This is a genomic window from Bartonella sp. CM120XJJH (genome assembly GCF_042194715.1).
Classification (GTDB): domain Bacteria; phylum Pseudomonadota; class Alphaproteobacteria; order Rhizobiales; family Rhizobiaceae; genus Bartonella.
On sequence record NZ_JBHINE010000010.1, the window covers coordinates 20741 to 35244 of the forward strand.

The 14504-nt window shown below is 38.5% G+C and carries 7 protein-coding genes and 1 pseudogene; 7 read left to right on the forward strand and 1 reads right to left on the reverse strand.

Going from position 1 to position 14504, the window contains the following annotated elements; all coding sequences use genetic code 11:
• Positions 1 to 309: 309 nt before the first annotated feature.
• The 5 genes and pseudogenes from ACFIKU_RS05575 to ACFIKU_RS05595 all read left to right on the forward strand — a co-directional run bounded on the left by ACFIKU_RS05575 (position 310) and on the right by ACFIKU_RS05595 (position 5742).
• A complete protein-coding gene (locus tag ACFIKU_RS05575; RefSeq protein WP_375656920.1) occupies positions 310 to 1494 on the forward strand; it encodes a mitofilin family membrane protein in 1185 nt (394 codons plus the stop codon).
• A gap of 11 nt (positions 1495 to 1505) precedes the next feature.
• Positions 1506 to 3065 carry a heme biosynthesis protein HemY gene (locus ACFIKU_RS05580; protein WP_375641179.1) on the forward strand — a complete coding sequence of 520 codons (1560 nt, stop codon included), beginning with the start codon at positions 1506 to 1508 and terminating at the stop codon, positions 3063 to 3065.
• Positions 3066 to 3211: 146 nt separating this feature from the next.
• Positions 3212 to 3958, forward strand: coding sequence for a glutamine amidotransferase (locus ACFIKU_RS05585; protein WP_375656921.1), 747 nt, complete (start codon positions 3212 to 3214; stop codon positions 3956 to 3958).
• 204 nt (positions 3959 to 4162) lie between these two features.
• A pseudogene (locus tag ACFIKU_RS05590) lies at positions 4163 to 4267 on the forward strand (DUF4102 domain-containing protein); the annotation flags it as partial.
• Positions 4268 to 4755: 488 nt separating this feature from the next.
• The gene (locus ACFIKU_RS05595) at positions 4756 to 5742 is read left to right on the forward strand and encodes a DUF2125 domain-containing protein (protein WP_375656922.1); all 987 of its coding nucleotides are present in this window, start codon (positions 4756 to 4758) and stop codon (positions 5740 to 5742) included.
• Positions 5743 to 7055: 1313 nt separating this feature from the next.
• Here the strand turns inward: ACFIKU_RS05595 and ACFIKU_RS05600 are convergent.
• Entirely contained in the window at positions 7056 to 11765 is a 4710-nt protein-coding gene (locus ACFIKU_RS05600) for an NAD-glutamate dehydrogenase (RefSeq protein ID WP_375656923.1), read from the reverse strand.
• 275 nt (positions 11766 to 12040) lie between these two features.
• Here ACFIKU_RS05600 and ACFIKU_RS05605 point away from each other — a divergent pair, with 275 nt between their 5' ends.
• Positions 12041 to 12691: a carbonic anhydrase gene (locus tag ACFIKU_RS05605; RefSeq protein WP_375656924.1), complete on the forward strand. Its 651-nt coding sequence runs from the start codon at positions 12041 to 12043 to the stop codon at positions 12689 to 12691.
• A 236-nt stretch (positions 12692 to 12927) separates the two neighbouring features.
• Positions 12928 to 14496: a signal recognition particle protein gene (gene ffh / locus ACFIKU_RS05610; RefSeq protein ID WP_375656934.1), complete on the forward strand. Its 1569-nt coding sequence runs from the start codon at positions 12928 to 12930 to the stop codon at positions 14494 to 14496.
• Positions 14497 to 14504: the final 8 nt, after the last annotated feature.

The following is a 14504-nucleotide window of genomic DNA, read 5'->3' on the forward strand; positions in this document are numbered from 1 at the left end:
TTTAAACAAAACCTTATATTGAAGCTTCTTTCCTGCGTGCGTACCATGAACAGAAAAAGATGCAAAGTATTTCTCTTAGAATTGATTTTTCTATGAAAAAATATGTGTTTTGGCATTTTCTTTGAATTTCATGATATTGTTGATTAAAAAATAAAGCTGTATTTTTGAGTATAAAATGCAAATGTTTTTTTAAAAACTTGTCTATTAAAGTCTATAATTGTAAATATTATTGAGAAAAGCTGCATTTTTAAAACTTTCTTCATTTTATTATTTTATCATTAAAAAAAGTGTGCACGAAAAGTGACAGAGATGGTCGATTCTTCAAAACCAAAAGTTAAACCACATTATGCTGGTACGCGCCGTAAGAAACCAGTTATTGAGCATGAAGCTGTTCCCCATGATTCAGAGGAAAAAGTCCACAATTCTGTAGAATCTCATGCGCGAGAAAAACAGAATATGCAAGGTCAGTATAAAAGTACTTCTAGTACAACTTGGCTTTTCTTGTCCCTTTCTGGAATTTTGGGGGGATTCATTGCTTTGGGAATTTTTATGGGGCTTCAATGGGCTGGTTTTTTTTCTTCTCCTTTTGTGGAAAATTCTGCTGGAGGGGAAAAAGCTTTGCAGATTGCTGAAGCCGCAAAAAGTCAAGGTGAAGACACAAAAGAACAATTGAGCCGGGTCCTTCAAGAAATCGACGCGTTAAAAACAGAGTTTTCTTCTTTTTCATCACAGCAGTTTAACACAACGAAAAATGATGAACTATCGAAAGAAGAAAGCAGAAAAGCTTTTGCAATTTTAGAGGAAAAAGTAAAAGCTCTTGAAGAAACTGTACAAACTTTTGTTAGAGAGTCGAAAGAAATAGAGATGGCTTTATCTGTTGGGCAGAGCAATGCAAATGATCTTGCTGCGTTAAAACAACAGTTAGAAGCACTACAGGAAGAAACTGCTGTTAAAAATAGTGAGAAAAGAGAAATAAATACCGCGCTCTTTACTGCAATTAGTTCATTAAAAAATGCTGTAGAGCGTGGTGGGTCTTATAATAATGAATTAAAGCTGTTACAGCAATTATCGCCTTCGATTGATGGACTTGATGTGTTGCAAAAGACAGCTACTGTGGGTCTTCCAAGTTCAGCACAACTTTCAGTTGATTTTGCTCATGTTGCCGATACAATTGTTGGTACGCAAAATATCGTTGCGTCAGATGCTGGTTTTTTTGACCGAATTTTAACGTGGATAAAAGGGCTTATTGTTTCGCGACCGATTGGAAATGTTGAAGGGATGACGCTTGGGGCTATTGTGGCACGCATGGAAGTTGCTATTCAAGCCGGTGATTACGAAAAGGCTTTGGGCGAATGGCAATCATTGCCCCAAAGTGCAAAAGATATTTCAATGGATTTTGTTAAGCGGCTTGAAAGACATATTGCTATTCAACAGTTGTTGCAGCAATTGTTATTGTCTGTGCAACAAGGATCTTTAAAAGCAACAAAGATGTAAATAGGCTCAAGATGATACGTGTTTTTATTTATACCTTTGTTGTTTGTATCCTCGGTTTAGCTTTCGCGTGGGTTGCTAATCACAATGGTATTTTTGTTCTCACATTTTTGCATTTCAGATTTTCTGCTTCGCTGCTTACAGTGTTAAGTGTGCTTATTTTGTTTTTTGTAACACTGATGCTTTTATGGTGGTTATTGTCTTTCTTTTTTTCCATACCGAGTGCTCTTTCCAATTATTTTTATAAACGCCATCAAAAGCGTGGTTATGAAGCTCTTTCAAAGGGGATTCTTGCAACTTTTGCTGGTGATAGTATGGTTGCGCAAAAAATGGAAGCACGGGTTGCTAAATATCTTGCAGGAAAACAAGAGCCATTGGTAAAATTCTTACAAGCGCAAACCTTGTCTTTACAAAATAACTCTGTTCGCGCCATCGGTCTTTATGAGGAGATGAGAAAGGAAGATCCAACAAAACTGGTTGGACTTTATGGTTTGTTTCGTGAAGCGATGAAGAGTAAAGCTTATGAGGCGGCGCAACAATATGCCGAAGAGGCGCTGACTTTATCGCCAGCACTTTTATGGGCGCATCAAGCGGTGCTTGATCGGTTAAGTACTGAGGGTAAATGGGATAAGGCACTTACTATTTTTGAAAGAGCGCAAAAAGCTCTCCCGCGTTCTGTTCGCACGACTCCAGAGCGGCAGCATATCCAAGTTTTACTATTAAGTGGGCAGGCACTTTCTTTGTTTGATACACATCCTGTACAAGCACGTGAAGCCATTTTGAAAGCCCATAAATTGGCGCCTGATTTTGTTCCAATAATAGTTATTGCTGCTGATATTCTTTATAAGTTAAATGAAACGCGTAAAGCGGATAAAATGATTATAGCGGCTTGGCAAAAGGATCCTCATCCTGATTTGGGGACGCTTTATCTCGAAAGAGAAGAAGGAGCCATTGGGCGATTGAAAAGAGCTAAGACACTTGCTTCTTATAATAAAGATGCATTTGAATCAGCTTTCCTTATTGCTAAAGCAGCTTTAGATGCTGGTGAAACAGCATTAGCGAGAGAGCAGGCAAAAAAAGCATTAGAGTATCATCCACGAGAAAGTGTTTATTTATTGTTGGCAGATATCGAAGAGGCACAGGGAAACAATCAAGGTGCTGTGCGTCAATGGCTTTCTTTAGCACTTCGTGCTGAACGTGATCCAGTATGGATGTGTGATGGGTCCATTTTTTCTTCTTGGTCAGCGGTTTCTCCAATCAGTGGACGTTTGGGCGGTTTTGAATGGAAGGCGCCTCCCTGTATGCCTTCTCTCACATTAGAGGCGGATAATATTGTGCCGAAAAAGCAAGACAAAGAGTATGTTATGGGAAAAAGTGATGGTGTTGAAGATAAGAAACTTGAAAAATTAACACCTATAGATGATTCTCTTTTGCATAATGCGCAGGTGGAGAAACAAGATATAAAAGAACAAGATGTAAAAATGTTCAGTCAAACTCACTTAAATGTTGATGATCCAGGGGTTAAAACAGAAGAAGAAACATCTTTGTCGAGGAAAAAATTTCGTTTATTTTAAATTGCACCAATGTGATAATACGAATGTTTTCTCAGAAGAAACAATTGACCTAGAAGAAAAAATATCGTTAGTCTTGTCCAATAAAATTATTCTCTTATGCTTTAAAAATAAAGTTTTGCTTGGTAGCAGAGGTGATTGGTTAAAAAATGTTTTTAAATCAGAGGTGTTTTGATAAAAAACAAAAAAATAACAAACTAAGGATTGCTGTCGTTATTCATCGGCGGTCTGCCTATACTGGTCGTTTGGGAAAATTTTTACAACAAAATGGTTTTGTTCTTGATGTTTATCGTCCTATTTTTGGACAAAAACTCCCTGATACATTAGAGCATTATGCCGGTGTTGTTATTTTAGGGGGACCGATGAGTGTGAATGACAGCGAAACCTATATTGGTGAGGAAATTGATTGGATTTCGTTATCACTAAAGGAAAATAAGCCTTTTTTGGGTATTTGTCTTGGAGCACAAATGTTAGCGCGAAATCTAGGGGGGCGCGTTGGTACAAGAAGTGATGGGACTGTTGAAGTGGGCTGGTATCCACTAGAAGCAACTCCACAGGGGAAGGAATTGATGAATTGGCCAGAAATGGTCTACCATTTCCATGATGAAGGTATTTATGATTTACCGAAAGAGGCAATGCTTTTGGCAACAGGGAATACATATCCTACACAGGCTTTTCGTTATGGAAACAATGCATGGGGCTTGCAGTTTCATGCTGAATTTACACGCGCTATGATGCGGCGTTTGGTCATGCGTTCGGCACATAAATTGACTGAAAAAGGTGCTCAACCTGCTTGTGCACATTTGAAAGGTCGTTTAATCTATGATCGAGCTTTGAGCCAATGGTTTGAAAGCGCATTACACCAGATTTTTTGCACACCGACCGTACTTGTGTGATTTTTGATAATGCATTGATTCGTATAATTAATTTGCTGTTTTTCATATTAAATGAGGATCCCGAATATAGTAAGCTTCTCTCATTCCAAATTTGTGTATGTTGAATCAATAAAAACCTCTTGCTTGCATGTCACAAGTAGGGTTGGCGTGTGGGCAAAAACTGTATAAGAAAAGACTAAAAATGCCTCTTATGAACTGTCTTAAGTGCCTAGGGCTGTCGCAACATTGGGGGCTAGCCAAATATAATGATGGTGCTGGCTTGCTCTCCTCCATAAGCGTAATGATGGGGGTGCTCAATGGCTTTATCGTTAAGAAACACTATTCATTATCATTTTTGTTGTGCTGTGAAACAGTATGGTTTAAGGCAGAGGTAGAAAATCTATGTAAAACTTTACACATGAGGTGTTTTTTGTTAAAGAGTGTAATGGGTTTTCTTAAAAAGATCTTGCTGGGTGGGCGTATGAGATGCTGTACTTTAGAATGATGTATAGGGACTCCTTGAAGTGGTTAGCAGATAAAATCCGATCGATTAAGAAGTTGGGTTGTTTATCAACTGACCGTGGTTAAGAATCTTTGCCTTTTTTAGGGTGGGGAGGAAGTTAAGAGATAAAGAAAGTTTGAATATTGTCTAAATCCTTTCAAATACCATCATCACAAAAAAGTTTTTCTTTGAGTTATTTAATTTGTGGGCTCTTTTGTCTTGCTCTGATATTTATTTATAGCGCACTCTGGTTTTTTTTTCACGTAAAATAGAAAACTATGTTTCTGATATATTCACAAAAGTATCTTCCCATAATATGGCGGCGGTATGTGAGAATGTGCATAAGGATGGTTATCCTTTACGTGTCGGTGTTGTTTGTGACAAGTTTCAATTTTCTTGGCCTTTACATGGGGTTTCTTTATCGACGGGGCGTTTGACAGCTGGTGCACCAATTTATGCACCTCATTTGGTCGAGTTTAATGTTCATTCTCCTGCATTAATTGTTTTTTCCGGACAAACTCCCATAGTATCGCATTGGCGCAATTTGGTGGTTGAAACAGAACCTTATTGGAAAACGGGTAAAACATTGAAGTTTATAGCTGAGGGGCTTGAAATTTCACCTCTTTCTTCTTCCCTTGAAGATCAAAAGCCTCAAGAAGCATTAGGAGCACAAACAACAGATAAAAAAACGACACAAGAAAATGTAGAAGATCAGGCATCTTTGCAAAATACGCATAACGTGACTATTCAGCCATTAGAGCCAAAAGAAGCTACCCAAAAAATAACGGCAGAATTTTTTCGACTTGATCTTAAACATGAAAAGAATGATTTATCGGGAAATATAACTTTTGACGGTTTTGATGTTTCTCGAATTTTTATATCTTCTTTTGTCGATGTCCCAAAAATTGATGGCAACTTGAAAGTGATTTTAAATGACATCTCTTTTCTGTCTGAAGATGAAGGAAAAAATTGGCAACAGCGACTGTATGGAAAAAGTGGACTTTTAAAGCAAGGTGAATTGACTTTTCATACAGGTGGTGGGTTACGTATTAATGGGCCTTTTTCTTTTGATGAAGAAGGATATTTGACAGCAAAGTTTGAACTTGTCCATATTCAGCCTATGAAGCTTCTTGACACTCTGCAGCGCTTATTTCCCGGGCAGGCCAATAATCTTCAAGCGTTATTTTTTATTTTGGGTACACTGCCTAAAAATGCCGATGGCGCTCCTGTTCTTCCCTTGCTCATTAACAATGGGTGGGTAAAATTAGGTTTTTTAAAACTTGGTCGTCTTTCTCCGCTTTAGGTGTTGTACCAAAGCCTTTTTTCATTTTTACTACCAAATTTCGATTTTTTCTGATTTTTACACTTTTTTGCAATTTTAAAGTGTCAAAATCTATTTTAACAAAACACGTATTTAATGGTAAAAAAATAGCTATAAAAATAAAAAATTACTACCTATTCCTAACTAGTCCAACCTCTTTTTCACTTAACTATAAAGTCTTATGTCAAACTACATATAGAAACAATGTTTGTGTGCAAAAAGTGGTATTTTAAAGTATGCTGAATTGTCTTTTTATACAGGTGGTGTCGCGTTGGGTGTCGGAACCTTTTTTCTTTATGTATGGAATGAGCATCTTGCATATATCTGTTTAGGGTAATCTTTAAAATAGGTAAACAGCCTAGTTGGATGAGAATATGGAGTTGTAAAGGGAGAAAATAAACGTCTATCTTTACTGTCATTTTTATTTGATTTCACGTATTTAAAAAGCAGTTACAGTCATATCTTTTAAATAATGGATTAAGCATATCCTTTTGTTTCTGATGTTTTTTAATGAAGCCATATGTCTTCCACGTAAAACAGAATATATGTGTATTGCATATTTACGCATTTGTTAAAAAAATATTCCTCAGTGCTTTCTATTTCACGATGTTGCCTATGAATGGTATAACGATAAAACCATTAAGCACCACAATCTTTTCGCTTATGGAGCAAGAAGCTTAAGGGGGGAAATCATCATATTTATATTTGGCTACCCGTTTCTACGGCTTTTGGCATTTGAGGCGGTTTATGAGGGGCATTTTTAGTTCTTTATTTAATGTTTTTTATTTATACAGCTTTCCCATTTGCAACATGCAAGGGGTAATGCGTTTAATTGATTGAATATAAACGGATTGGAAATGAGGCAAACTTAGAATATCAGCTTCTCCTTCAACATAAAAATGATAAAATTATGATTGTAAATCAATATATTATATTTTTGTGTTGAAGAATATTTGACAGTAAAATTTGAATTTATTTTTTATTTTAAGTGCTCTGTCTAAAAATGCGGGATAGCGTCTCCGTTTTTCCCTTACTGATTAGACATGGATGGATAGAACAGGGAAAAAGCTTAGCTATTTTGTACTGCTTTTAAGTCTGAGAGTTGATGTTTTTAGGGTGAGAAATCAATCCTGTTGTTTTTTTGAAATTATTGCAAACAATTCTATTGTGATAAATAGCGAGATTTTTATTGTTGGAGCCTTGCCTAAAAATGCAAACTTCCGCTCTCTATTTTTGTTGGTTTGTTGTGGTGGTGGGATAGAACAGGAGATTGAGTGGGCCGTTTTGTATTTGCTTTAGGTTTGAAAGCCAATATTTTGAAGTTGAGAAATCAATCCTGCTGCAAAAGTAAAACGAGAAATATTGAGATCATTTTCAATAAGGGCGCTAATGCGGTTTGTAATGTTGTGAATATGATCTTCTTCTGTTTTTTTCCAAGTGTCAAAAGGATCTTTTTTCTTTCCATAATTTTTGAGAATTTTCATAACGATTTGCCGAAAGCTTTCAGAAACATTTTCTTTGGCTTGGCTTAAAGCCATACTATCATAATAATCTACTACAGGGATTATACGACTTGCTTCGTTAATGCGGTTTATACGAATGATTTGCGCAAGTGAAAAGTAGATCTCTGCGGTTTTAATAAGATCACTGTTGCTTTTTTTTGCAATTAAAGAAATATCACAGATTGTTGAAGCAGCTTCCAAGAGAGCTAATTGTTTCGCTAATGCTTTTGGTGCTCCCTCTTCGCTGTAGTGTAATGCTTTTTCTTCAATCTTTTGCTTAATATCGTTGTCGTGAGAATGCATAAGCTCTTTTTCAATAACGCTACGGGCTTGCTTTATTGTTTTTACAATTTCTTCTAATGGACGTGAGAGATCTATGTTGTGCAAACCCCAATTGGTTGTTTCAAAGAGCATTGGGGTCATTGCTGCGTAGAATTTATTTTGGACAAGACCGGGTATTTTATTATCAAGCTTATCAATTTGCTCAGACAATTGAGGAATTTCGAAACCATCGCGGATGGCAATGAAAACGCGAATAATATTTTCAGTCTTTTGTTCTGTTGCATCGTGTAGTCTATTAACAAAAGTAGGGCCTCCACGATTTACAATATCGTTGGCAATCAGCGTTGCGATAATATTACGACGCAATTGATGGTTAATAACTTCCTTCTTAAAATTTTCTTGAATTTGGGTTGGAAAATAGTTCAGCAAGGCTGTATTGAAATAGTGATCATCAACAATGGGGCTATGAGCAATTTCTTCTTTTAAGGTCAATTTAGCATAGGCAAAAATAACGGCGAGTTCTGGACGGAGAAGACCTTTGCCTTGGGTTGCTCTTTGTCGTAAAATTTGCTCATCAGGGAGTATTTCAACTCTGCGATCTAGAAGCTTTTTTTGTTCCAAATCGTGCATAAAGCGTATTTGATAGGGCAAATCAGTAGTGCTTTGGTTTTCTGCCAAAGAAAGAGCAAGGGGTTGTAGATAATTGTTGCGCAAGACGAGTTGCTCGACTTGAGGTGTCATTTTTTTCAAGAGCTTATTGCGTTCTTCGCGGGTTAACGTTTTGGCACGTAGTGCTGATGCAAGAACAATTTTGAGATTGACCTCAATATCAGAACAATTCACACCAGCAGAATTGTCAATGGCATCTGTATTGCATCGACCACCATTTAAGACATATTCAATCCGCCCACGTTGTGTAACACCAAGATTAGCCCCTTCGCCAATAATTTTTGCACGCACTTGCTCTCCGGTAATGCGTATTGCATCATTTGCACGATCACCTACTTGGGCATCATTTTCTGTTGCAGCACGGATATAAGTACCAATACCACCGAACCATAAAAGATCAACAGGGGCTTTGAGAAGAGCAGAGATAATTTCAAAGGGTGTTCCTGTTTGTTTTTCGAAACCAATGGCTTGTGCTGCTTCAGGTGAGAGAGTAATGGTTTTTTCTTTTCGTGAGAAGATACCACCGCCCTTTGATAATTTGCTTTGATCGTAATCTTGCCAGCTGGAGCGAGGAAGTTTAAAAAGGCGCATACGTTCTGCATAGCTTTCGTCTATGCTTGGATCTGGATCAATAAAGATATCGCGGTGATCAAAAGCGGCAATCAATTTTGTTTGTTTGGAAAGCAGCATTCCATTGCCAAAGACATCACCAGACATATCGCCAACACCGACACAGGTGAAGGGCGTTGTTTGAATATCGTGATTAAATGACTCTCTAAAATGTCTTTTGACGGCTTCCCATGCACCTTTAGCTGTAATACCAATGTCTTTGTGGTCGTAACCTGCTGAGCCTCCAGAGGCAAAAGCATCATCGAGCCAAAAGTGGTTTGCTTGGCTGATGGCGTTGGCTGTATCAGAAAAAGTTGCTGTTCCTTTGTCTGCCGCGACAACAAAATAGGGGTCAGGGTCATCATGACAGATGACATTGTGGGGAGAACTTATTTTGCCGTTAATCAGATTGTCTGTGATGGAGAGCAAAGCTGTGATAAAGTCTGTATAAGCTTGTCGTGCTGCTTCTATGATGACAGCACGGTCATTTGTTTGGGGAAGCCTATGGGGATAGAATCCACCTTTTGCACCTGCAGGAACGATAACCGCATTTTTAACTTGTTGGGCTTTGACTAAGCTAAGCACTTCGGTGCGATAATCTAATGCACGGTCAGACCAACGAATTCCGCCACGAGCGATAGGTCCAAAACGCAAATGAACCCCTTCAACTTCTGGTCCATAAACAAAAATTTCTCGATAAGGGCGTGGTTCAGGCAAACCTTCAATTTGGCGCGGATTTAATTTGGTGGCTAAAATACGCCGTGGACTTCCATCGTCAAGAGGCGTAAAGGCATTCGTTCGTAAACTCGCATCGATAAGGTTACAATAACGGCGTAAAATCAGATCATCATCTAAACCAGAGACTTTCCGTAATTTTTCTTCAATGCGCTTTTGAATGACTTGTTGGTTTTTTCCCCGTTCTTTTTCTGTATGGCTTTGGTGAAATTTTAAATGAAATAAAGCATAAAGATCTTGGGTAATGTCAGGATAAGCATTTAAAGTTTGAGCAACGCGATCTTGCGAATAAGGAATTCCAGCTTGTTGGAGATAGCGCCCATAATGGCGCAAAATAACAATTTCATGCCAATCAAGCTCAGCTGTTTGGGTGAGAGCGTTAAAGCCGTCATTATCAGCATTTTTTGCCCAAATGGCCTCAAAGGTTTCGGCGTGTTTTTGCCCGTTTTTTCCAAAATCGATACAGAGCTGGAAAGTGCTTTCCAGCTGCATATCATGAAGGTACACAGAGTGTCCATAGCCATCTGGTAATTCAAGGGTTTGTTCAGCAATAACGCGAAACCCCATATTTTCAAGGAGTGGTACACGTTTAGAAAGAGCAAGAGCTTCATGGCGGTGAAAAAGCCGAAGAGAAATGGTACATTTTTCTTTGTTTTGTGCGTGATAAAAGTTCACGAAAAGGGGCTTCTCATCATGAAGGTTTAAAATATGTCCAGCATCATTAATAGCGTCTTCGGCTGAAAATAAATCACGATAGCTGTTGGGGAATTCGCTGGCTAGACGTGTTTGTGGCTCTGTTATTTTCTGGGTCAGAGCGATGGCTTGAACTCTGTCTTCCCAACTTCGTGCAATCGAACGTACATGTTGTTCAAGTGTGGAGCGTTCGTGAAGGGGAACAGTTTCATTTCCTTTGCGATGGATGATATAATAGACACGTATAAGGGGGCTTTCCAAAAATAGCGGATAAGATTCAAAAAAGTCGCCTTTATAAAGCTCAACAAAATGTTCGCCAACTTTTTCACGCAGGTTGCTGCTATATTGGTCACGCGGTACGTAGACAAGGATAGAAACAAAGCGCCCAAAAGAATCAGTGTGGGCAAGAACCCGTAAACGTGGGCGCTCATCTAATTGTAGAATAAGTTTAGTGTTTTCTGTCAATGTATCGACATCAGAGCGAAACATTTCATCTCTTGGATAGGTTTCTAAAGCACTGATGAGTGCTTTTCCTGAATAATCGGCGTGATTGTGTCCAAGACGTTGAATAATAGTTCGGGCTTTTTCTTTTAAGAAAGGAATTTGCAAAATAGAACGTGTATAAGCTGAGGAGGTAAAAAGCCCTACGATGCGTAATTCTCCACAGAGTTGGTTTTCTTTATCAAAGATTTTAAGACCAATATAATCGAGCCAAACAGAACGGTGAATTTTGGAGCGGCTGTTAGCTTTTGTCACGATAAACAGATTATCACTTTCCATGAAGGATAAAACTTCTTGAGGAGGTTCTTTCATACTTTCATCGTCAACAATATGAATAGAAGCATCCGTGAGTATACCAAGTTCAATATTACTCGCTGTAAAGGATTTTAGGGGTTTTTGGTCTTTGATGAAGTTGTAAGTGCGCATACCAAGGAAAATGAAATTATCGTCCATTAGCCAGTGAAGAAATTCAATAGCTTTTTCGCCTTCTTGTTTGTAGTGTGGGGGAAGGCTTATTTGGTAGGCATGAATCTGCTTTTCAACTTCTTCAAGCATAGGTTTCCAGTCTTGTACAGCAGCATTAACCTGTTCAAGAACTAAGGTGAGTTCATTTTCAAGTTTTTGTATTTGCTGTTTGTTTAATGACTCGATGTGAATTTGCATCAGACTGATGCGTTTTCCAGAAGCACAATCAATAATGGGGTGTGCAATCAAATAGATATGGTTTTTGTGTTGATTAAAAACATTTAAAATAGAATCGAGAAGGAAGGGTTTGTTATCATTGACAAGCGTGATAACGGTTATAGGTCTGTTACTACGGGTTAAATTTTGCTCAAAGCAGATGGTATTTTTTCCCGTCTGATGGAGATTAAAAGCTTTTACCGCGATGGCTGTAGCTTTTTGAAGTTCTTCATTTTCATAATAAGTAATATCTTCTTTATCGGTTTGGGCAAAAAGGATTTGTTCTATTTTATCTTGGGTGTTTTTTGTTTCTGTTTTTTTCTGTTGCAACACGTTCACTCTCCCTTTTTGCTCTTAAGGGGTCTTTTCTTCTCTTTTTAAAAGCAGACCATTATATTTTTTATATACTGTAACACCTTCTTTCTGAAGAAAATAGCTCTTTATTTGGAAAGAATGAGTTTGTTTTTGCTATTTTTTAGTAATATTTTGTACTTTAAAAAAATATTTTGCTTCAAGGGAAGGGCGTTTTTAGTATTTTTGTATGTTAATAGTTTGTTTTTTAAAATATACAAAATGAAAGTAAAAAAAGAAGCAAAAGTAAAGAGAGAATGGCGCATTTACCAGAAAGACTTTTGAGTGGTTACCAAAACTTTATAAACAATCATTTTTTATATAAAATAGCACATTATCAGCAATTGGCGATTGAGGGACAGAAACCTGAAGTTTTGGTCATTGCTTGTTGTGATTCGCGTGCAGTACCAGAAATGATTTTTGATGCTAAGCCAGGAGAAATTTTCACCCTGCGCAACGTGGCAAATGTGGTTCCTCCTTTTTCTCCTGATGACCAATATCATGCAACATCAGCAGCTCTTGAATATGCTGTGCAATTGCTTAAGGTGAAACATATTGTCGTTTTTGGTCATGCCCATTGTGGAGGCGTTCATACTGCTCTTAAGGAGACATATAAATCTTTATCATCAAATGATTTTATTGGTCAATGGATAAGTCTCTTAGCACCAGCAGCAGAAATCGTTTTGAATAATAAGTCGCTGTCGTGGCCAGAAAAACAGACGGCATTAGAGCAGCTTTCTATTCGTCATTCGTTGAGAAATTTAGAGACGTTTCCATGGATAAAGCTTCGCAAAGATCAAGGTTTTTTGACATTGCATGGGGTTTGGTTTGATATCTCTAGCGGAAAATTATGGAGTATGGAACAGGAAACAGGTTGTTTTATGCGTGTTGAAGTTGAAAGTTTTTAAGTATAGTATTTGCTGTTTTTATTTCTTCGTATAAAAAGACATTTTATGATAAAACTTGACAAAGCTGGGGTTTTATTGTTTGAAGGAGCAAGCTTTCAGTGACAAAATTAACTTGGAGCCACCGACTGAGACCCCAGTTTAAGGGTATAAAGAGATCTCAGAGGTCAACATCCGACGGCGCGATGCGTTCTCGGATGCTATTTTGGTTTGTTTGTTATGCAACAATGAGGTAAATGATGTTTGAATCCTTGCAAGAGCGACTCGGTTCTATTCTGTCTCATTTGACGGGACGTGGCGCTTTATCGGATCAGGATGTTGTAGAGGCGCTGCGTGAAATTCGTCGCGCTTTATTGGAAGCTGATGTTGCTCTTGATGTTGTACGCTCTTTTACCGATAGGGTTCGGGAAAAAGCGGTTGGGGCCGAAATCGTTAAATCAATTAAACCAGGCCAGATGGTGGTTAAAATTGTTCATGATGAATTGGTTCATATTCTTGGAAATGAAAGCGTTCTGAGTGATTTAAATGCACCAGCTCCAGTTGTTATCATGATGATTGGTTTGCAAGGTTCCGGAAAAACAACCACAACAGCAAAGCTTGCAAAACGGTTTACTGATAAGCATAATAAAAAAGTTCTCATGGCATCATTAGATACACGCCGTCCCGCTGCACAGGAGCAATTGCGCCAATTGGGAGAGCAGGAAAAACTTGCAAGCTTGCCTATTATTGCGGGACAGCTGCCTGTTGATATTGCATCGCGTGCCGTGCAGGCTGCTAAATTGGGTGGTTATGACGTGCTTCTTCTTGACACAGCAGGACGTAATCATATTGACGAATCTTTGATGCTTGAATTGGCTGAAATTAAAGCATGTTCTCTTCCTCATGAGATTATGTTGGTAGCTGATAGTTTGACGGGGCAAGATGCCGTTCATCTTGCTCGTTCTTTTGATGAGCGTGTAGGGATTACAGGGATTATTTTAACACGGATGGATAGTGATGGGCGTGGTGGTGCTGCTCTTTCTATGCGTGCTGTTACAGGTAAACCAATTAAAGCAATTGGAACTGGTGAAAAAATAGATGCTTTAGAAGAATTTCATCCCAGTCGTATTGCTGATCGTATTCTCGGAATGGGGGATATTGTTTCTTTGGTTGAAAAAGCTGCTGAAACAATGGATCATGAGAAAGCTGCTGCTTTTGCAAAAAAAATGCAAGCCGGAAAATTTGATCTGAATGATCTTGCAGAACAGTTGCAGAAAATGAAAAAACTGGGTGGAATGGGCGGTATTATGGGCATGTTGCCAGGAATGGGGAAGGTCAAAGAGCAGATTGCGGCTGCGGGGTTTGATGATCGTTTGTTTGATCGTCAATTGGCCATTATTTCATCTATGACACCGAAAGAGCGGGCGAATCCAGAGCTTTTAAAACATAGCCGCAAACAGAGAATTGCTAAGGGATCTGGTACAACGGCAGCTGATATTAATAAACTTTTGAAGATGTATCGCCAAATGGCTGATATGATGAAAGCCATGGGTGGTAAAGGAAAAAGTGGTTTGATGGGAAAAATGTTGGGAGGACTTGGTTCCAAAATGGGTTTTGGTGGTATGGGAAACTTGGGAGGGGATTCTCCAGCTATGCCGGATTTGTCGGGATTGGATCCCAAGCAATTCTCAACGCTTCAAAAGCAAATTGAAAATGGTAATGGAGGGAAGCTCTTGCCCGGACTTCCCAAGCGTGGACCTACGTTTCCTGGTCTTTCTAATGGCATTGCCGATGGGGGAAAATTTCCTCAGCATCCTAAGAAAAGATAAGATGTAAA

Bases quoted from the DNA above. Each gene is read 5' to 3' on its own strand.
- ACFIKU_RS05575 (WP_375656920.1), top strand. From the start codon at position 310: ATGGTCGATTCTTCAAAACCAAAAGTTAAACCACATTATGCTGGTACG.
- ACFIKU_RS05580 (WP_375641179.1), top strand. From the start codon at position 1,506: ATGATACGTGTTTTTATTTATACCTTTGTTGTTTGTATCCTCGGTTTA.
- ACFIKU_RS05585 (WP_375656921.1), top strand. From the start codon at position 3,212: ATGTTTTTAAATCAGAGGTGTTTTGATAAAAAACAAAAAAATAACAAA.
- ACFIKU_RS05595 (WP_375656922.1), top strand. From the start codon at position 4,756: ATGGCGGCGGTATGTGAGAATGTGCATAAGGATGGTTATCCTTTACGT.
- ACFIKU_RS05605 (WP_375656924.1), top strand. From the start codon at position 12,041: ATGGCGCATTTACCAGAAAGACTTTTGAGTGGTTACCAAAACTTTATA.
- ffh (WP_375656934.1), top strand. From the start codon at position 12,928: ATGTTTGAATCCTTGCAAGAGCGACTCGGTTCTATTCTGTCTCATTTG.